Source organism: Hyphomicrobium sp. LHD-15, from assembly GCF_031157355.1.
GTDB lineage: Bacteria > Pseudomonadota > Alphaproteobacteria > Rhizobiales > Hyphomicrobiaceae > Hyphomicrobium_C.
Genome location: NZ_JAVIFT010000002.1, coordinates 550269 through 568565, shown reverse-complemented (window position 1 = coordinate 568565; position 18297 = coordinate 550269). Strand labels below are relative to the sequence as shown.

At 63.4% G+C, this 18297-nt stretch carries 21 protein-coding genes; 16 read left to right on the top strand and 5 right to left on the bottom strand.

Features of this window, described 5'->3' with window-relative positions; all coding sequences use genetic code 11:
• Positions 1 to 159: 159 nt before the first annotated feature.
• The 7 genes from rph (at position 160) to RCO24_RS09295 (ending at position 6320) form a co-directional block, all read left to right on the top strand.
• Complete coding sequence (gene rph / locus RCO24_RS09325; protein ID WP_308961577.1) at positions 160 to 873, top strand: ribonuclease PH; 714 nt, start codon at positions 160 to 162, stop codon at positions 871 to 873.
• Positions 874 to 946: 73 nt separating this feature from the next.
• Complete coding sequence (locus RCO24_RS09320) at positions 947 to 1357, top strand: VOC family protein (protein ID WP_308961576.1); 411 nt, start codon at positions 947 to 949, stop codon at positions 1355 to 1357.
• On the top strand, positions 1354 to 2232 hold the full coding sequence (rdgB, locus tag RCO24_RS09315; RefSeq protein WP_308961575.1) for an RdgB/HAM1 family non-canonical purine NTP pyrophosphatase: 879 nt from the start codon (positions 1354 to 1356) through the stop codon (positions 2230 to 2232). The genes RCO24_RS09320 and rdgB overlap by 4 nt, the downstream gene beginning before the upstream one ends.
• Positions 2229 to 3572 carry a radical SAM family heme chaperone HemW gene (hemW, locus tag RCO24_RS09310; RefSeq protein WP_308961574.1) on the top strand — a complete coding sequence of 448 codons (1344 nt, stop codon included), beginning with the start codon at positions 2229 to 2231 and terminating at the stop codon, positions 3570 to 3572. Before rdgB ends, hemW begins: the two co-directional genes overlap by 4 nt.
• Before the next feature lie 36 nt (positions 3573 to 3608).
• Positions 3609 to 4190: a YqaA family protein gene (locus RCO24_RS09305; protein ID WP_308961573.1), complete on the top strand. Its 582-nt coding sequence runs from the start codon at positions 3609 to 3611 to the stop codon at positions 4188 to 4190.
• Positions 4191 to 4229: 39 nt separating this feature from the next.
• On the top strand, positions 4230 to 4745 hold the full coding sequence (locus RCO24_RS09300) for a disulfide bond formation protein B (protein ID WP_308961572.1): 516 nt from the start codon (positions 4230 to 4232) through the stop codon (positions 4743 to 4745).
• Between the two features lie 1359 nt (positions 4746 to 6104).
• Positions 6105 to 6320: a hypothetical protein gene (locus RCO24_RS09295; RefSeq protein WP_308961571.1), complete on the top strand. Its 216-nt coding sequence runs from the start codon at positions 6105 to 6107 to the stop codon at positions 6318 to 6320.
• A 72-nt stretch (positions 6321 to 6392) separates the two neighbouring features.
• Here the strand turns inward: RCO24_RS09295 and RCO24_RS09290 are convergent, their stop codons facing one another.
• The 3 genes from RCO24_RS09290 to RCO24_RS09280 all read right to left on the bottom strand — a co-directional run bounded on the left by RCO24_RS09290 (position 6393) and on the right by RCO24_RS09280 (position 8728).
• Positions 6393 to 7214 carry an FkbM family methyltransferase gene (locus RCO24_RS09290; RefSeq protein ID WP_308961570.1) on the bottom strand — a complete coding sequence of 274 codons (822 nt, stop codon included), beginning with the start codon at positions 7212 to 7214 and terminating at the stop codon, positions 6393 to 6395.
• A 116-nt stretch (positions 7215 to 7330) separates the two neighbouring features.
• Positions 7331 to 7891, bottom strand: coding sequence for an HNH endonuclease (locus RCO24_RS09285; protein ID WP_308961568.1), 561 nt, complete (start codon positions 7889 to 7891; stop codon positions 7331 to 7333).
• 171 nt (positions 7892 to 8062) lie between these two features.
• Entirely contained in the window at positions 8063 to 8728 is a 666-nt protein-coding gene (locus RCO24_RS09280; protein ID WP_308961567.1) for a DNA-3-methyladenine glycosylase 2 family protein, read from the bottom strand.
• 93 nt (positions 8729 to 8821) lie between these two features.
• On the opposite strand from RCO24_RS09280, the gene RCO24_RS09275 reads away from it, so the two are divergent.
• The 4 genes from RCO24_RS09275 to RCO24_RS09260 all read left to right on the top strand — a co-directional run bounded on the left by RCO24_RS09275 (position 8822) and on the right by RCO24_RS09260 (position 12791).
• The gene (locus RCO24_RS09275; RefSeq protein WP_308961566.1) at positions 8822 to 9370 is read left to right on the top strand and encodes a hypothetical protein; all 549 of its coding nucleotides are present in this window, start codon (positions 8822 to 8824) and stop codon (positions 9368 to 9370) included.
• Between the two features lie 46 nt (positions 9371 to 9416).
• Positions 9417 to 10325, top strand: coding sequence for a tRNA glutamyl-Q(34) synthetase GluQRS (gene gluQRS / locus RCO24_RS09270; protein ID WP_308961565.1), 909 nt, complete (start codon positions 9417 to 9419; stop codon positions 10323 to 10325).
• A 146-nt stretch (positions 10326 to 10471) separates the two neighbouring features.
• Positions 10472 to 11974, top strand: a complete 1503-nt coding sequence (locus RCO24_RS09265; RefSeq protein WP_308961563.1) for a DUF1287 domain-containing protein — start codon at positions 10472 to 10474, stop codon at positions 11972 to 11974.
• A gap of 262 nt (positions 11975 to 12236) precedes the next feature.
• On the top strand, positions 12237 to 12791 hold the full coding sequence (locus RCO24_RS09260) for a hypothetical protein (protein WP_308961562.1): 555 nt from the start codon (positions 12237 to 12239) through the stop codon (positions 12789 to 12791).
• Between the two features lie 53 nt (positions 12792 to 12844).
• Here RCO24_RS09260 and RCO24_RS09255 read toward each other — a convergent pair whose 3' ends face one another.
• Positions 12845 to 14128 carry a penicillin-binding protein activator gene (locus tag RCO24_RS09255; protein ID WP_308961561.1) on the bottom strand — a complete coding sequence of 428 codons (1284 nt, stop codon included), beginning with the start codon at positions 14126 to 14128 and terminating at the stop codon, positions 12845 to 12847.
• A 330-nt stretch (positions 14129 to 14458) separates the two neighbouring features.
• Here RCO24_RS09255 and rsmI point away from each other — a divergent pair, with 330 nt between their 5' ends.
• From rsmI to RCO24_RS09240, 3 genes are all read left to right on the top strand, one after another.
• Positions 14459 to 15385 (top strand): 16S rRNA (cytidine(1402)-2'-O)-methyltransferase, encoded by a 927-nt coding sequence (gene rsmI, locus RCO24_RS09250; RefSeq protein ID WP_308961560.1) that lies wholly within the window; start codon positions 14459 to 14461, stop codon positions 15383 to 15385.
• Between the two features lie 5 nt (positions 15386 to 15390).
• Positions 15391 to 15777 carry a YraN family protein gene (locus RCO24_RS09245; RefSeq protein ID WP_308961559.1) on the top strand — a complete coding sequence of 129 codons (387 nt, stop codon included), beginning with the start codon at positions 15391 to 15393 and terminating at the stop codon, positions 15775 to 15777.
• A 132-nt stretch (positions 15778 to 15909) separates the two neighbouring features.
• Positions 15910 to 16452, top strand: a complete 543-nt coding sequence (locus tag RCO24_RS09240; protein ID WP_308961558.1) for an SRPBCC family protein — start codon at positions 15910 to 15912, stop codon at positions 16450 to 16452.
• Between the two features lie 91 nt (positions 16453 to 16543).
• On the opposite strand, the gene RCO24_RS09235 is transcribed toward RCO24_RS09240, so the two are convergent.
• Entirely contained in the window at positions 16544 to 16876 is a 333-nt protein-coding gene (locus tag RCO24_RS09235) for a hypothetical protein (RefSeq protein ID WP_308961557.1), read from the bottom strand.
• Between the two features lie 192 nt (positions 16877 to 17068).
• Here RCO24_RS09235 and RCO24_RS09230 point away from each other — a divergent pair, with 192 nt between their 5' ends.
• Positions 17069 to 17728 carry a pyridoxamine 5'-phosphate oxidase family protein gene (locus RCO24_RS09230; protein WP_308961556.1) on the top strand — a complete coding sequence of 220 codons (660 nt, stop codon included), beginning with the start codon at positions 17069 to 17071 and terminating at the stop codon, positions 17726 to 17728.
• 156 nt (positions 17729 to 17884) lie between these two features.
• Positions 17885 to 18277, top strand: a complete 393-nt coding sequence (locus RCO24_RS09225) for a hypothetical protein (protein ID WP_308961555.1) — start codon at positions 17885 to 17887, stop codon at positions 18275 to 18277.
• The last annotated feature ends 20 nt before the right edge of the window (positions 18278 to 18297 follow it).

Sequence of the window (18297 nt, the reverse complement as noted above, 5' to 3'; positions counted from 1 at the left end):
GTTGCGCCTGCTCCGCAACCGCCGCCAAAACGGCACGGAATTGAGGTTGATCCCGAAAGAGCGCTCCCGTAGGGTCGCGCCAACGACCGGATAGGGGGGCGAGAATGTCCATCAGCCCCGCCCGGCACCACGACGTCCCACACAACGAATCGAGCCCATATGCGCCCGTCCAAACGCCAGCCAGGCGAGCTTCGCCGCGTCTCTCTCGAACGCGCGGTCTCCATGCACGCCGAAGGCTCCTGCTTCATCAAGTTCGGCAACACGCACGTGCTCTGCACGGCGAGCCTGGAAGAGCGCATTCCGCCGTGGCTCAAAGGCCAGGGCCGCGGTTGGGTGACCGCCGAATACGGCATGCTGCCGCGTGCCACGAGCGAGCGCACGCGCCGCGAAGCCTCCGTCGGTAACCAGTCTGGCCGCACCCAGGAAATTCAGCGCCTGATCGGCCGCGCACTCCGCGCCGTCGTCGATCTTCCGAAGCTCGGCGAGCGCCAGATCTCGATCGACTGCGACGTGATCCAGGCCGACGGCGGCACGCGCACCGCTGCCATCACCGGCGCTTGGGTGGCGCTCCACGATTGCATCCAGTGGATGAAGCTGCGCGACATGGTGAAGGACGGCGTCCTGCGCGATCACGTCGCCGCCGTCTCCTGCGGTCTTTACAAGGGCTCACCGGTTTTGGACCTCGATTACGCCGAGGACTCCGCGGCTGACGCAGATTCGAATTTCGTCATGACCGGCGCCGGCGGCATCGTCGAGGTGCAGGGCACGGCCGAGACGGTCGCGTTCAGCCAGGAAAGCTTCGACCAGCTGATGGTGCTCGCCCGCAAGGGCATCGCCGAGTTGGTCGAGTTGCAGAAGCTGACAGTCGCCTAAGGGAGGCAGCAGGCAACGGCCAGCCGGCAAGATGATGTCCTGCCTGTTGCCAGCTGCCTGCTGCCATTCGACCATGACCCCGACAGCAGTTCTCGAAACGGTCCTTTACGCCCGCGACCTCGACGCCGCGGAGGAATTTTACGGGCGCGTGCTCGGGCTCACCCCCTACGCCAAGATCGAAGGCCGCCACGTCTTCTATAAGCTCGAGCACCAGATGCTGCTGATCTTCAATCCCGAAGCGACCCGCAAGCCCATGGGCGGCGCCCTGCCGGTACCGACGCATGGCGCGGAAGGTCATGGACACGTCTGCTTTGCCGCCGACGCGATCGCCATCGCGGGCTGGCGCGATCGTCTGAGCCGTCTCGGCATCGCCATCGAAGCCGATTTCGAATGGCCGAACGGCGGCCGCTCGATCTACTTCCGCGATCCTGCCGGCAACTCCGTTGAATTTGCCGAGCCGCGCATTTGGGGATTCGCACAATGAAGCAGCTCGCACCCGGAAGCCGTCTCGTCGTCGCCAGCCACAACCCCGGCAAGACCTGGGAAATCAAACAGCTCATCGCGCCGTATGGGTTCGACGCGGTTTCTGCCGGCGATCTCGGCCTCGCCGAGCCCGAGGAAACCGAGCCGACATTCGACGGCAACGCCCGCCTGAAGGCGCTCGCGGCGGCCGAGGCCTCGGGCCTTCCCGCCCTCGCCGACGACTCCGGCCTCGAAGTCGAAGCCCTCGATGGCGCCCCCGGCATCTATTCCGCCCGCTGGGCGGGCCCCGGCAAGGATTTCGCCCTCGCCATGCGCCGTGTCCACGACGCGCTGGAAGAAAAAGGCGCGTGGAACGGTCCACCGCCGCGCGCGAACTTCATCTCCGTGCTCTGCCTCGCCTGGCCGACGGGAGAGCATCGCCTGTTCGAAGGCCGAGTGTACGGCACGCTGGTCTGGCCGCCACGCGGCGGCAACGGCTTCGGCTACGATCCGATGTTCGTCGCCGACGGAGAAACCCTGACCTTCGGCGAGATGGAGCCGGCGTCGAAATACGCGATCTCACATCGCACGCGCGCCTTCGCAGCTTTCAAGCGCGATTGCCTGGAAGAGGTGAAGCCCGCTCACGCCGCCGCGAAATCCGGACGTGACCTCGAAGCCCTCGAAGCCGCCGCTCGCAATCTATCGACGCAAGCCGAACTCGCCCGCTTCATCTCCGGTCTTCGCGACGACTTTGCCCGCAACGCATCCGCTTGGAAGACGGCCGATCTCGCCGCCTTTCTCGCCGCCCTTGAAAAGACGGCCGCCGCAGCCGATGTCCCGGATGCAGAGCCTCGCTGGCGAACCCTCGCCCGCGCGCTCCTTGCGGCCAGCCGATGACGCGCCAGACCACCATCACCGAGACCAACAGCGACCCGGGCTTCGGCGTCTATATCCATTGGCCATTCTGCGCCCAGAAGTGCCCCTACTGCGACTTCAACAGCCATGTGCGTTTCGGCGGCTGGGATGAGCCGCGCTATCTCGCCGCCTACAAGCGCGAGCTGGACCACGTCGCGGCGCTGATCGCCACGTCTGCAAATTCGCGCACCGTCTCCTCGATCTTTTTCGGAGGCGGCACGCCGTCCCTGATGAAGCCCGAAACCGTGGGCGCCATCCTCGATCACATCGCCGCGCTGTGGCCGGTCGATCCCAGCGCCGAGATCACGCTCGAAGCCAACCCCGGCAGCGTCGAGGCCGCTCGTTTTGCAGGTTACCACGCCGCTGGCGTCAATCGCGTCTCGATCGGCGTGCAATCCTTGCGCGATGCGGACTTGAAACGGCTCGGCCGCATTCACTCCGTTTCGGAAGCGAAAGCCGCCGTCGAAATCGCCCGCAAGACCTTCGACCGCTTCTCGTTCGACCTCATCTACGCCCGCCCCGATCAAACGCTCGCAGACTGGCGCACCGAGCTCGCCGAGGCGCTCGCGATGGCCGGCGGTCACCTCTCGCTCTATCAGCTCACCATCGAGCCGGAGACGCGCTTCGCCGATCTCTACGCCAAGGGCAAGCTCATCATTCCCGCAGCGGAAGCTGCCCACGATCTTTACGAGCTGACACAGGAGCTGACCAGCAAAGCCGGTTTCGCGCAGTACGAGATTTCCAACCACGCACGCCCCGGCGAAGAAAGCCGCCACAACCTCGTCTATTGGCGTTACGGCGAATACGCAGGGATTGGCCCCGGCGCCCACGGACGCATCGGCACCGAGAATGCCCACCTCGCGACCTCGACCGAGCGCAACCCCGAGCGCTGGCTCGATCAGGTGGAGAGCAGCGGCCACGGCATTGCCGATACGGAACACCTCAAAGCCGAACACCGCGCCGACGAAATGCTCCTGATGGGCCTGCGGCTGGCGGAAGGCGTCGATCTCGAAAGGCTTGCAGACATCGGCGGCGTGACGCCGCGCCGCGCCGTCATCGACAACCTGGTGCGTCAGGGTCTCATCGAGCGGATGCCTGCGCCCGCCGAAGATCTCGACGACGCGTTCGATGAGATCCGCGCCTGCATCGGCCCCGGCCTGGCCCCGACCGCGATCAAGCCCCCCCTGCCGCTGGGCCGTATCCGCGCAACGGCGTCCGGCCGCTTCATCCTGAATCAGGTCGTGCTCGAATTGTCCGCCGCCTTTGAGCCGATTGCCGCTCAGGCGTCACACACCATGGACAATCTCTCCCGCGCACACTAATCAGCCAAAAGCACACCCCGGGGGGAAAGACCCAGCATGATGCGGCGACTGTACGATTGGATGATGGGCTTGGCGCGCGACGGGCGCGCTCCCCAGGCTCTCTTCTGGGTATCCTTCATCGAAAGTTCGTTCTTCCCGATCCCGCCCGACGTGATGTTGGTCCCCATGGTGATCGCGAACCGTGTGAAGGCATGGTGGTACGCCACCGTTGCCACCATCGGGTCGGTCATCGGCGGCGTGGCCGGATATGCCATCGGCTACTTCTTCTTCGAGCAGATCGGCCGCCCCATCCTCGAATTCTACGGCAAGTCCGAAAGCTTCGGCGAGTTCACGAGCTGGTTCAACGAATGGGGCGTCTGGATCCTGATCATCAAGGGCATGACGCCGTTCCCCTACAAGGTGCTGACGATCACCGCCGGCGTCACCCACATGCCGCTCATCGAGTTCATGGCTGCGAGCGTCATCGCACGCGCCATGAGGTTCTATCTCGTAGCCGGGCTGCTCTATTTCTTCGGCGAACCGATCCGCGAATTCATCGAGAAGCGCCTGACACTGGTGACGACGGTGTTCGTCGTACTCTTGGTAGCGGGTTTCGTCGCCATCAAGTACGTATTCTAGAAGCGCGGGAAGCCCAACCCGCGCAAGGAGTTGAGTCCCATGTTGACGCCCGAATTGCCGGAACGGACCGCTGCCTATCGCTATGGCGGCCTCACGCTGTTCCTGGCGGCTGGCGTAATCCTGACGGCCCTCGGCTTCGAGCACCTCGGCGGCTACGCACCCTGCCCGCTCTGCCTGCTCCAGCGCTACGCCTACTACGCGGCGATCCCTCTTCTCTTCGTTGCCATGGCGCTCGTATCCGAGAAGCCGCGCCTTGCAGGCGTTCTCTTCTTCGTGGTGGCACTGGCGTTCCTCGCAAACGCGGGGCTTGCGGCCTACCACGCCGGCGTCGAATGGAAATTCTGGCCCGGCCCGGACACCTGCGGCACCGCCCAGACGCTACCGACCTCGGCTGCCGATCTCTTGAGCGGCCTCGAAGCGACCCGCGTCGTCCGCTGCGATGAGGCAGCCTGGACGTTCGCGGGGCTTTCTATGGCGGGCTGGAACGTGATCGCGTCGCTGCTGGCGTTCACCGGCGCCATCAAAGCCGCCTTCCTCGCGGCTTCGAGACCATAATCGCTTCAGGCCTTATCAGCCTGAAGCGTGAATCATCGGTCTCACACAGATCGCTTCAGACCTAGGCGCTCCGATCGCCGTGCCACCTACCAGGCACGGCGTGAATCGGCAGCGCAGGAGAAGCCGCTCCGATCGTCGCGCTCCCTATCGAGCGCGGCGTGAAGCAGATAACGCCTAAGCGCGAACCGTCGATCTCATCGAAAAATCGGCTGAAAATACCGACGTAAGTCCCACGCAAGTTATCAACAAGCAGCCCGTGCCGCGTGAAATGCGAGCACGATGAAGCGCTTGCGCACGCCGCGTATGGCTGCGTCGCATCACATCAAGATGATTTCCTGAGCCAGTCAATTTTGCGCCTTCGCGTGGCCATAGTGTCACGGTTAATTGTCATCATTCGCGGAACACAAAATGAACCTTCGAGTGATGCGGACCGCGATGGAGTCAAAGTTGAGGCGAGAGAAGCAGCGAAGCGGTCTTGAGTATAAGCCGCTCCCCGATGTCTCTCTCGAAACAGCAGAAGCACTCCAAAGCTGTGACAAGGTCGAGCGTCCCCCACTCGACCCGAACGTTATCAACAGAGTTTCGTTCCGCTGTCCGGAACCGAGTGAGTGAGCGTTGCGTCAGTTGCGTACAGAGTGTCGTTGCGTTGCGTAAGCGTACCCGGCCTGCGTATCGGCCAACAAGCTGCCTCTGTAGTGCGTACCCCCTAGTACCGCGTACCCCAGTAATGCGTCCGTGTGAGTTGCGTAAAAGCGTAGGCGTAATGCGTAAAACCGAGTTCGCGTACCCCCCTGCATCCCCCAAAAACACGCTTGCGGGCGTGTTTGAAAGAATGAAGCGAGCCGCCCGGACAACAAAGTTCGTGCGTATGTCCGGACGGCTCGCACACGAAAAGCAGAGTTCAGAGTGTCAGCGTCCCGCGTTTTTGTTCGAGCCCGCACCATGGTCCGCGTCCAGTCGTATGCGTCCAAGCGAGATCATTCGTATCCGCGTGCCAAGCAAAGCGTGAAAGTGGCGCCTAACGTGAGTGAGTACGATGGAAGAGAGTACGTGGCGTTCGTTGCGTGATGTTGTTGGCGTAATCCTGGCGGCATCCCATCCCGATGCAAGCGGTGCAGGTCACCCTGCGTCGCAGACGGAAAGCGAAAGATAAATCGGGAATGGCCGAGCCCCGAGTAGTGCGTTTCTCGGCTGTGAGATTCGAAGGCAGTCCCGCCTTCAACGAGTAGGCAAGCATACCTGGAACCTGACATCAGTCTTAGTTGGTGCCACATGAACCGGTCTCGCGTAGTGGCACTGAAGAACTCAGGTGTGCTTGCCGATCCATTTGCGTCGCAAGTAGGAATAAGGAGCGATCCGATGATCCCCGAGCACATCAACCCCATGCAGTGGCATCAGGCCGTCGGCATTGCGCGCCAGTCCTGCGCGCGCTTCTTCCGCGACGGCGGCTCCGCCAAAGACGCGATGCGTGCATTCGGCGCCGAGAGCACGGCTGCGGACGCGGGCGATTGGAGCAAGGCCGTCGAAGCCATCGCCTTCGTGCTCTGCGCCAAACCCGTCAAACGCGCGGCCTAGGCCACGCGTGCAGCGATCCCTGTTAGACCTTCCAAAACTGGCCCCGGAAACGGGGTCATTTTTTTGCAGGCTTCAGGCCGCCGCAGGATGACCCGTTAAGGAGAGGAGCGCATCGTGTCGCCCTCTCCATTCCGTCTCGTAGCCGAGCGACTGCATGAGACCGATAACATCACGCTCCCAGCAGTGTTTGTGACGGTCCTCGATCAGAACGCGGCGGGGCCAAAGTTCGCGCGGCGCGGTGGCGAAAAACGGCGCCAGAGCCCTATCTTCGTACCCTTCGATATCGATCTTCAGCGCGTCGACGCGTGAAGCCCCCGCGCGAACGACGATATCGTGCAGCGTCGTGACCTCGACCTTGATCGGGACGCTGTCTTCGGCCGGCAGCAGACTAGACCGTCCGAACTGCGTTGGATTCGAATGAATGACCAGCTCGCCGGGCGCATCGCCGACAGCATTGCCGACGATACGCACGTTGCCGAAGTCATTGGACGCAACATTGAAGCTGAGACGATCGCGCATGGCCGGCACCGGCTCGATTGCAACCACCAACCCGGCCGGTCCCACGACCCGAGCGCTGAATAGCGTGAACAAACCGCAATTGGCGCCGACATCCACGAAAACATCGCCTTGCTTCAGAGAAGAAGTGATCAGGCTGATGCTCTCAAGGTTTCCCTGATAGGTCCCTTCGGCCAGAAGCCGCTCGGTGTAATTGTCGCCGACGTGACAGCGCATCTTGATGCCGTCGATCAGGACATCCGCAACGAACCCATTGCGTGCGAGATAGCGACGGATGGCTCGTTTCAAGTCGCCGCGCGCCAAGCGGCGCTTCACGGCCCCGAACGCCAGGCGTTCGGGGAATGGCGGACGATATTCACCCCAGGACACGCTGTTCATGGCTCACGCTCGGGAAAAGGACAGAAGTCCACCAGAACCGCGTATGGCCGCAAAGTCAACGGCGCGTGACTTCGCGCCGCTAGCTCGCCCGCCGCATTCGCGCCGATGCCGGGAGCCTAAGGCTCGAGCTCGGTATCCCAGTAGAGATAGTCGAGCCAGCTATCGTGCAGGTAGTTGGGTGGGAACAAACGCCCGTTGCGGTGCAATTCGAACACCGTCGGCCGATACGGATGCTGATAGGGCCGCATCCCGGCATCCCACGGCATCTCGCCGCCCTTCCGGAGATTGCACGGCGCGCACGCCGTCACGACGTTGTCCCAGCGCGTTTGCCCACCGCGCGAGCGCGGGATCAGATGATCGAACGTGAGATCGTCCCGGCACCCGCAATACTGGCACGAGAAGCGATCGCGCAGAAACACGTTGAACCGCGTGAAGGCCGGATAAAGCGCTGGCTTGACGTAGGTTTTGAGCGAGACGACGGACGGCAGCCGCATCTCGAAGCTCGTGCTCCGGACCGTACGGTCATATTCGGAGACGATGTTGACGCGGTCCAAAAAGACGGCCTTCACCGACTCCTGCCAGCTCCAGAGCGACAAAGGATAGTAGCTCAGGGGTCGGAAGTCGGCGTTGAGAACCAGTGCCGGAAACGCTTCCGGCGTGGCAGCATGAGCATTCACGAGCTTGCTTCCAGTCGGTTCGTCGAATCGGGGCGTCACCCCCGCTTTCGGGAGCGGATACTAGCGACGCATGTCAGCTCTGTGAAGCTCCTCGCCGATATTAGAAATTTTAGACGCCGATTTCGCAGGATGACGATGTTAATACGGGAAAAAACCCCGATTGGATCTGAGTCACGGCAACGGATCGCGATGGGCGTAAAAGGCCCAGAGCAACCGAGCGGCAACACCGCGCCAGGGCCGCCACCGCTCCGCAATCTCCTCGAGCGCTCGCGCGGTGGGGCGCTCAGCGAGGCCAAATGCGCGCTGCACTGCGATCTGCAGCGCGAGATCCCCGGCTGCAAAACCATCGACGTCGCCGAGACAGAACATGGTGTAGATGTCCGCCGTCCAAGGACCGATGCCGCTGATCGCGAGCAGCGCTTCGCGCAACTCCTCCGCACTGACCGTCTGATCGAAGCGAAGCGCGCCGGAGACCTGCGCCGCGGCCATCGCCCGAAGCGTCTTGATCTTTCCGCGCGAAAGTCCCGCGGCGCGCAATGTGGCATCTTCCGAAAGAAGCAGCGTCTCGGCGTCGAACGGATCGACGGCGGCGGCCGTGCGTTTCCAGATCGCCCCTGCGCTCGCAATCGAAAGCTGCTGGCTGACCACGACCTGCGCCAGCCCGACGAACCCCGATACGTTGCGGCGCAACGGCGGATCCCCGACGAGATCGTGCACGCGCCGCATCACCGGACAGAGCTTGCGCAGCGCACGCGCAGCAGCCCGAATGTCATCGACGGTCTCGATCGTCGCGACCGCACCACGCTGCGCTTTTTTGTGGACGACCTTTCTCGGCACCGGGTGTGACACGCTCCGCGCTTTTCGCCGCTCACCTTGCAAAGTAGGCTAGCCGAACTGACATTGAAAAGTCTCGCGTGTGGAGGTGGTGTAATGCGGCACAACCTGAAGCGGCGCTGGTACGCGGGTTTGCTGGCCCTGGTCGTGGCAGCCGGAACAGGTGTCTGCGCGGCCGATGCGTTGGCCGCACGCGCCAAGCTCAAAGACTGGGAAAAGATCGAGAGCGAGCGGCACGGCTTCATGATTGCCTATCCGGGCTCGGTCTTCACCATACAGAACGAAATCCCCTCTGATGACGGCCTCGTGCTCGTCTCGCGCGATGGCGGAGCAAGGCTGGTCGTTGGTGCGTTTGCAAACGAGACCGCCGCAACGCTCGCTGAGTATCGCGACCAGCTGCTCTCCGAAAATTACAACGGAGCGGATATCGACTACGCGCCGGTCAAGAATAGGTGGTTCATCATCTCCGGAACCCGCGGCAGCATGCATTTCTACGAACGCGTGAGCTTCACGTGCGGCGGGCGGATCATCAACAGCTGGGCCTTGCTCTATCCGGTCTCCGAGCGGCACATCTACGATCGTATCATCGAAGCCATCGCGCCGACCTACTCGCCCGGCGCCGGAAAATCCGGCCAATGCGATTGATGCGAATGAACCTCCACATCCCCCATAGCGTCCCCGGTCTCATCCTATGAGCGCGCGCCCCGTCTTGCGTTTCGCGCCGAGCCCGAACGGCGAGCTCCATCTCGGCCACGCACTGTCGGCACTCATAGGCTTCGACATGGCGGAGAAACTCGGCGGACGCTTCCTGCTCCGCATCGAGGACATCGACACCACGCGCTGCCGCGAGGAATACATCACGCACATCTACGAGGATCTCGCCTGGCTCGGCATCACCTGGGAAGAGCCGGTGCTGCGCCAGAGCCTTCACTTCACGACCTACAGCGCCGCATCCGACTGGCTTCTGAAGCTCGGCCTGCTCTATCCCTGCTTCGCAACCCGCGCCGAGATCGGCGAAGCCACGGAGCTTTTCCCGGACGCCGTCGATCCGGATGGCGCTCCCCTTTATCCGGGTCTGCACAAGCACCTGCCGAAGGAGGAGATCGCCGTGCGCCTCGCCCGCAACGAGCCGTTCGCGCTGCGCCTCCACATGGATCGCGCCATCGATGCGCTCGAAGGCATAACCGGCACGCGCCACGTCACGTTCACCGAGCTCGATGAACACGGCAACCCGCAGCGCATCGAGATAAACCCCGCCGACTGGGGCGACGCGGTGATTGTGCGCAAGGACACGCCGACGAGCTACCATCTGGCCGTCGTCGTCGACGACGGCCGCCAAGGCGTGACCCACGTCACCCGCGGGCGAGACCTCTACGCCGCAACGAGCCTGCATCGTTTGCTGCAAACAATCCTCGGGCTGCCCGAGCCGGTCTATCATCACCACCGGTTGCTGACCGACACCGATGGACGCAAGCTCTCAAAAAGCGCTCGTGACACGGGGCTGCGGGAGCTGCGTGCGGCCGGCATCGACGCGTTGCAGATCCGACACCGCCTGGGGTTGCCAATACCTGCAACGCCTGCCCAGGAAAATCATCCGTAACCGATTTTTACGATGGTGAAACATCGGGTTGTAAACTAGAATTCACGCAGAGACTTTCCCCGGGATATCGGGCCCTCGAGGTGAAAAAGCCGCGCAAACCAAAGCCGAAGGCAAAGCACCGCGCACCCAGGCCCGCGGCTGCGCCTTTGCGTGCGCTGAAGCCCCAGAGCAAACCTCGCAACCCGGCCGCCTTCTTCGCGACCGCTGAACGGCGTGTCTCTGATTTCGCCGCGTCGGGGATCGCCTTCGCCCGACGCAGCCTCGCGGATCTACCAGACCCGCGGAACCTCTCCGACGCTCTCTCCCCGCACAAACTTCAGGCGCGCTTCCGCCACCTCCAATCCCGCGCGCGGGCGGCGACGCTGCCCTATTCCTCGGACGAACGTGAAGCCCTGGCGCTTCTCTTCCTGCCGTTCCTGCTCGTGGCCTCCGCCGTGGTGGTTCATCAGTCGGTCCGCACGCTGCACTCCTACATCTCGGTCGTCAGCGCCCCGGAGCTTGAAATCGCTCCCGTTCGCCCGGACGCCACCGCCGGACTGCCGTTCTCGGCGCTTCCCCGCTCCGTCGCGCGCGAGGTCCAGCTAAGCCCCACCGCGTTGTTGGCACCGGTAGCAGGCTCCGCATTCGTTCGCGAAATTCAGGACGCCGGGCTGGCATTGAATACCGCCCCTCTCGGGCAAGAGGCTCTGGCGCTCGGCGCTCCCGAACCTTTGGGCGCGCCTTCAACGACCGAAAGCGAACTCGCGTCGGTTCCGGCGACAGCGGCCGAGCAGACGACCGCGCCAGTAACCACGCTCGCGCTGATGCTTCCGCCGGTTCCTGCCCGGGAAATGGGCGGCCCGGAACGCTCCGCGGCCCCTCCGCTTCTCGAAAGTTATGAAGCCGACAGCAACGGCAACCCTATATTCGCCGGCATTTGCTCGGCCGATCAGGCCGCGTCCCTCGCGACAGCGGTCGCGGCTCCGGCCAACGACCACATGACGCTGACCGCCGATGCCTTTGGCCTGCGCCTCGCCGCCGCTGCCGAATCCCAGGTCGGCAAGCTCGTCATCTATAACGACGCTTATCGGAGCATCTCCTATCCGATGGGCGACGTTCCGAGCCTGTTCGGCGTCTGCACCGACGTGATCGTCCGCGCCTACCGCGCCATCGGCCTCGACCTGCAAACGCTGGTCCATGAAGCCCGCTCCGGACGTGGCGACGCCAACATCGATCATCGCCGTACCGAGATCCTGCGCAAATTCTTCGCGACCCACGGCGAAAGCTTGCCGATCACCTCGTTCCCTGAGGACTACCGGCCCGGCGACATCGTCACCTACCACCGGCCGCAGAACCGGGGCGCCCGCGCCCACATCGCGATGGTGTCGTCAGTCATGGCGCCATCCGGCCGGCTGATGATCGTCCACAATCGCGGCTGGGGTCCCCAGCTCGAGGACGCGCTCTTCGTCGATCAGGTCACGGGGCACTATCGCTATCGCGGACCGGCCGCCATCCGCAACGCTGCGCACGACGAAGGCCAGAGCGGACAGTCAAAGGCGGCGCACCGCGCAGCAGGCCCAGCCGGGTTGCTGATGCCGGCCTCTCATGTCGTCCCTGCGGCACTGAAGATCGACGGTCCCGAAACGGCTCCGGCCACTGGGCGGCATTGATCCCCGCTTTCGCCCAAACAGCCGCGAAAACTGCGTCTCGTTGCCTAGGCAGCTTTTCCATTTACGAAATATTAGCCATGCAATTTCAATAATGAAGTTGCGAATTTGCGGCGGTCGAAAACCTTACGAAACGAATTCGATTGCCTAAATACGCGAATAAGCTCAGCTTTCGACTGCCCACCGAAATGCTGCGAAAGACCGGCCGCGCCGCTATGCGTGGCGACGATTTTCGCGTTGACGCTACAGCGCACGGAAATTGCGAATGCTCGGCCTACGCCTGTCACCGCCCCGCCCATTCTGGTTCGAGGATCTCGTTTTCTTCGTTCTGGACGAAGGGCGCCGTCTGCCCGGCCGCGCGAAGGATTTCGCAATCCGCGTGAACAGCTTCGCGAGAACGACGTGGCAGGCAAGCGAAACTCTTCGATCGGCACCGATTGCGGCGATCCGCGAGAAATTTAGCGCCGCCGAAAAAGCCGAACCCGAAATCAAGATCCGGCACGTTGAAGCCGAGCTGTTGAACGAGCCGTTGGCTTGGTCGCTCGCCACCGAACCGCTGGCTGCCGTCGGCACCGGCACCGAAGCCGCCATCGCGTATCACAACGCCGCTGCCGAGCAATTGGACGCCCTGACCTACGTTCTGGACCGCATGCGCGACGAGCTGCGTCCGCTGATGAGCTACGAGCAGCTCGAGCACGGCCCGATCCCGCTGTTCCCGCAGGCAGCTGAACTCGAAACATCGATCGAAGCGCTGCTTGAGCTATCGCGCAAGAATGCCGCCACGCGCCCCAAAGGCCGGATGCTGACGGCCGCCGCCTGATCCAACAAATCGAACTCAAGAAACACTGCGCAAAATGGCTCGCGCGGACGGCGTTACCGCGCGCCGACCGCCGTCATCCGCGCATCGGACGGCGCGACCGGCATCGCCGGATCGAGAATATTGCCGCCGAACGTCTGCAGTTCGAGCACGGCCAGAGAGCGCTCCGGCAGCCCGTTGGTTGCGAACCGGATACTGCCATCCACGCCCGTGAACCCGGAAGGCCGCGCCATCATCTGCGGCGTGTAGCGCTGCCCCGGCTCAGCCGAAGACAGCGTAATGGCAATACTGACGGCGTCATACGCTAGGCTCGCGAGGCGCGGCGGCGCCTGCCCGAACGAGCGCGAAAACCGCTGCGCGAAGTCGGCCCATCCATGCGGATCCGGCCCCGGATACCATCCACGCACGAACGCCGGGCTGCGTCCCGCGTTCGGGAAATCCCAGCCCCCGGTGCCGAGCAGCTGCACGCGATCGCTGCTGATGCCCGAGTAGGTCAGGATGGGATCGATCTGCGGCAGCACATCCGGCCCCGCCGCGATCAACAACGCATCGATCGGCGCCCCCGTATCCATGCTCTGTTTCAATTCGTCTGCCATCGCCCGAACTGGCGCGAGCATCGCATTGGTGTCCTGCGGGTAGCGGCTGGCCGCGGCCAACGTGCCGCCGTTCTTTTCGACGGCACGACGCAGCACCGGCTCGATCACCGCCCCATAGCCATCATCCGGCAGCAGCGCCGCGAAGCGGCGTTTCCCCTTGCCCGCCGCATAACCGACGATACGTTCGATCTCCTGCTCCGGAAGGAAGCTCATCAGATAGACGCCATTGCCGGCAACACGCCGGTCGTTCGAGAACGAGATCACGGCAACGTTGGCCTTGCTCGCGATCGGCGCGACGGCCGTGGTTGCCTGCGCCGTCAACGGCCCCAGGATGATTTCGGCGCCCTCGCTGATCGCTTCCTCGGCGGCGCGGGCAGCGCCCTGCGGCGTGCCTTTGTCATCCTTGACGATGAGCTGCACCAGCGGATTGTCGAGTTCGAAGAGCGCAAGCTCGCCGGCTTGCTTGAGGCCCTTGGCCGTGGCCGCTTGTTGGCCAAACCCGGAAAGCGGCAGCAGCATACCGATCCGCACCGGCTTCTGCGGCTTTCCGTCGGCAAGCGGCACGCCACCTTTTGAATCGCCGAGCGCAGCCGTCATGTCGGACGAGCCGCCGAAGTTCGTCGCGCATCCCGCGGCTAGCCCCGCCAGCACGACGAGCCCCGCAACGCAAAGGACGGAGTGAACGCGAACGCGCAGACACCGGACCCAATTCACAAGACGGACAGCCGAGTTGGCGCCGGTCATGGATGCGGTCCTCTGCAGCCGGGAAACACAATCGTCACGCTGGGAGTACCATGACCTATTCGAGTGAACACACGGAAAACGCGTAGACCGGCTGCCAGTCTCACTCGCTTTCGAGCGCCCTTGGTTACAGGTCCAGTCTTGCAGGGTGAAGTGAATTTTCTCACGGCAACCCAAATATGTCTTGGTTTTTCCACGGCGGATGGTTGAAACAGGGGGCCGCGAGGAGTTTGAGACCACCACCCGCCAAGGCGCACCCGCGCCGTCGAAAGTGATAACCGCAGGCGAACGTTAGAAAACGTCAGAACGCTAGTCCGGCTTAGGGGCGGAAAGATGAGCGACGAGCCTCCCGAAACCCCGAAGGGATCCACCACCGCGACGGTGGGACGCGTGACGTTCGAAATCGAACGCCAGCTTGCCTTGCCGCTGGCACCGGGCCTCTATCTCGTCTCGACCCCGATCGGCCATCTCGCCGACATGAGCTTGCGCGCCGTCGCGACATTGGCCCGCGCCGATGTCGTCTACTGCGAAGACACGCGGCACAGCCGCACGCTGCTTGCTCACTATGCCATTCGCACACCCCTTCGGCCCTATCATGAGCATAACGCCGAGGAGCAACGGCCGCGCGTTCTCCGCGAGCTGGCGGACGACCGTGTCGTGGCGCTGATCAGCGATGCCGGCACCCCACTGATCTCCGATCCCGGCTTCAAGCTGGTGCGAGATGCCGCGGCGGCCGGGCATCAGGTGATCGCGGTTCCCGGGCCCTCTGCTGCTTTAGCCGCCCTCACCGTCTCCGGTCAGCCGACTGACGCTTTCTTTTTCGCGGGCTTCCTCCCGGCCAAGGAGGGCGCAAGAAAATCCCGCCTCGCCGAGCTTGCCGCCATTCCCGCAACGCTGGTCTTCTTTGAAGCCCCCACCCGCACCGCCGCAACGCTCGCTGACCTCGCGCAAGAGCTCGGCAACCGCGAGGCGGCCGTCGCGCGCGAGCTGACCAAGCTGCACGAGGACGTACGCCGCGGCACCCTCTCGGATCTCGCCCAAGGTTTTGCTGCGGAAGCGCCCAAAGGCGAGGTCGTAATCGTCGTCGGCCCGCCCGAGCAGCGGGACATCTCGGACGCGATGATCGAGGAGAGCCTGGCCCCGGTGTTGGAAAGCCTGAGCCTCCGAGACGCCTCCCGCGTCGTCGCCGATACGCTCAAGGTGCCCAAAGCCCGGGTCTATGACGTTGCCCTCGCCCTCAAACGCCGCGACCGGAGCTGAGCGCCGTGGTCGGGAGCGGAAAGGCACCCGACGAAAAGTGGCGCGACGAGCGCCGCGCCCGCGACAGGCGAGGCCGGCGCGCCGAATGGTTGGCCGCCCTGGCTCTCCGGCTGCACGGGTACCGCATCCTCGCAAAACGGGAAAAAAGCCCGCTTGGCGAAATCGACCTGATCGCCGTCCGCGGACACCGCGTGGCCTTCGTCGAAGTGAAGCAACGCGCGACGCTGGAAGCGGCCGAAGCGGCCATAACCCCGGCCCAGCGCGCCCGAATTCGCCGCGCAGCGAGCCTCTGGCTCAGCCGGAACCCGGCCTTCCAGGCTCACGACCTCGGTTTCGACATCGTATTTCTGGTCGGCTGGCGCTGGCCCCAGCACCTCGAAAATGCCCTCTGACGGCAGCATTTAGGACCACACGAACATGTGTGATTGCCAGGTCTTCCTGACCCCACCCTGATGTTTTATACGCTACAGAGTAACAACCTCATCAAACCGAGGCCTCGACGGCCCGCCACGGGAGAACGCCTTATGAGAAGATCGATTGTCGCGCTGATGCTGGCCACAGGCGCTTTGGTTGCAGGAACTGTGTCCGCCACCGCCGCGAGCCTCGTCTCGGCCAAGAAGCTCGAGCTTAATGTCGACGAGACCAAGACCGAGCAGGAGCGCCAAGCGCTGTGGGCCAAGATTGGCGGCTGGTGCGCGATCCAGGAGTGGCACCCCGCCATCGCCTCCTGCGAGGAGAGCAAGGAAGGCAATGACACCTTCCGCACGCTTACCCTGAAGGACGGCGGCAAGATCAAGGAAAAGCTCGTCGACACCGGGGCCACGAGCTATCGCTACGAGATCATCGAAAGCCCGCTGCCGGTCAAGAACTACGAAGCGCAGTTCTCGGTGACCCCGGATGACGACGATCTCGACGAGATCAACGTGAGCTGGAGCGCGACCTACGATCCGGCTGACGGCAAGGACGCCAAGGAAGCGCGCAGCACCATGGACGGCATCTTCAAGGCCGGCATCGACAGCATCAAGGCCAAGCACGGCACGCCCGACAAGGACGACGACAAGAAGTAAGCGCGGCCGCTTGGCTTCCAGCAAAATGGAAAGGGCGCGAAACCCGAGGTCTCGCGCCCTTATTCGTCTCCTCGCTCCGGAGGAAAAAAGATCAGTCGGCGGAAGCCGTCTTGGAGCGCCGCGCCGACGCGACGGCCTTGCGCCGCTCGACCTCGGTCTGCGAAACCTCGCCCGCCGAAATCAGCGCGCTCACGCAACGCTGCGACAGCTGCGAGCCGTGGGCGCGCATGCACTGGCGAACGCCGGGGCTACCGGGCGAATGCTGGCTGCAATAGGCGTAGTAGTCGTTGGCGCAGGCGAGCTTGACGGTGAGGCTGACGGCACCGGCCTCGGTGGCCAGCGCGCCGGTCAGCGCGAATGCGGCGAGCGCGATGCGAAGCGGCGAGAAAATTCCGGCTGTGGCAATCGATGAATTGGGCGTCATGGTAATCTCCATTGGCCTTACATGACGCAGAAACTATCGGGAAATCCCACCGGGCGCTGTCCCGCGGGTGACGCTGGTAAATCGATGCCAAGCGGTTAACATCTCATTAACGAACACTAAAAATGTCTAAGCGTCGCAGGGCGCTGACCAAGGCAGGAAACAAGGACAAGAAGAAAGTCCAGGGAGAGGAACATGAGCAGGTTGTATGGGCCGCAGCATCGCGAGCTTCAGGATCGCTTCGAAAGCCGGCCGATGGCTGATCGCATCGAGGCGATCGCGGCCAAGACCGAGATCGACGACATGGCGCGCGCCTTCATCGAAAGCCGCGACATGTTCTTTCTCTCGTCCGTCGATCACAACGGGCGCCCCACCGTGTCGTACAAAGGCGGCGATCCCGGCTTCGTCCGCGTACTGGACGCCCAAACTCTCGCCTTCCCGAGCTACGACGGCAACGGGATGTACTACTCCACGGGCAACATCACCGCCCATCCCGAGATAGGCTGCCTCTTCATCGATTTCGAAAAGCCGCACCGCCTGCGCCTTCAGGGCCGCGCGGAGCTGGTGAAGGAAGGCCCACTTCTGGGCCTCTTCAAAGAAGCGGAGCTCGTCGTCAAGGTGACCGTCTCGGAAATCTGGCAGAACTGCCCGCGCTACGTCCACCGCTACAAAAAGGAAGCCGCTTCGCGCTATGTGCCGCGCGCCGGCACCGAAACTCCGCTTTGCGAGTGGAAACGCATCGACGGCCTGCAGGATATCCTGCGTCCGCACGAGACCACCGCCGTAGAGAAAGCCGGACATATCTCGATCGATGAATGGATGGGCCGTGTCATTAGCGGCGACGAGAAAGCCTGAGCCCGCCCGGTACGCACGCGCCCTTTCCGGGATTGGGGCGCGTGTCACCGGACGTCAAGATTAACGACACTTGACCAGCCGCCCGAGTTGCGCGGGCAAGGACTCTCCAGACCGAATTCGCTAAACTCTCCAGGGCCGGGAGCCATGGAGTTCGTTATGCGTACGCTCGTCCACGTCCCATTGTACGGCCTTCTGGCCGCCAACCTTCTCTGGACCACAGATAACGCAACCGCAGGTCCGTTGTCCGGAGCGGCGAGCCTCTCTCGAGAAGATCCGGCGCGGATAGAGGTTGGAGAGCGTTGGTATCGCGACGCCGAGGACGACGACTTCTATTATCCGCCTGAATACTACCTGCCACCCCCACCTCCGCCGCCTGCCCGCATCTATCGCGCCGTGCCACCGCCGCCGCCTGCCGTCTACGAGCCTCCGGTCTACGGTTGGCTGGCTCTCCCACCGGCACCGTCGAGCTGCGGCAAGTATCGCTATTGGAACGGCGAACGCTGCGCCGATGCGCGTTATGATCCGCCCTACATCGGCCCACGTTGGTAGAAGCAGCGGCCCGGTAACCC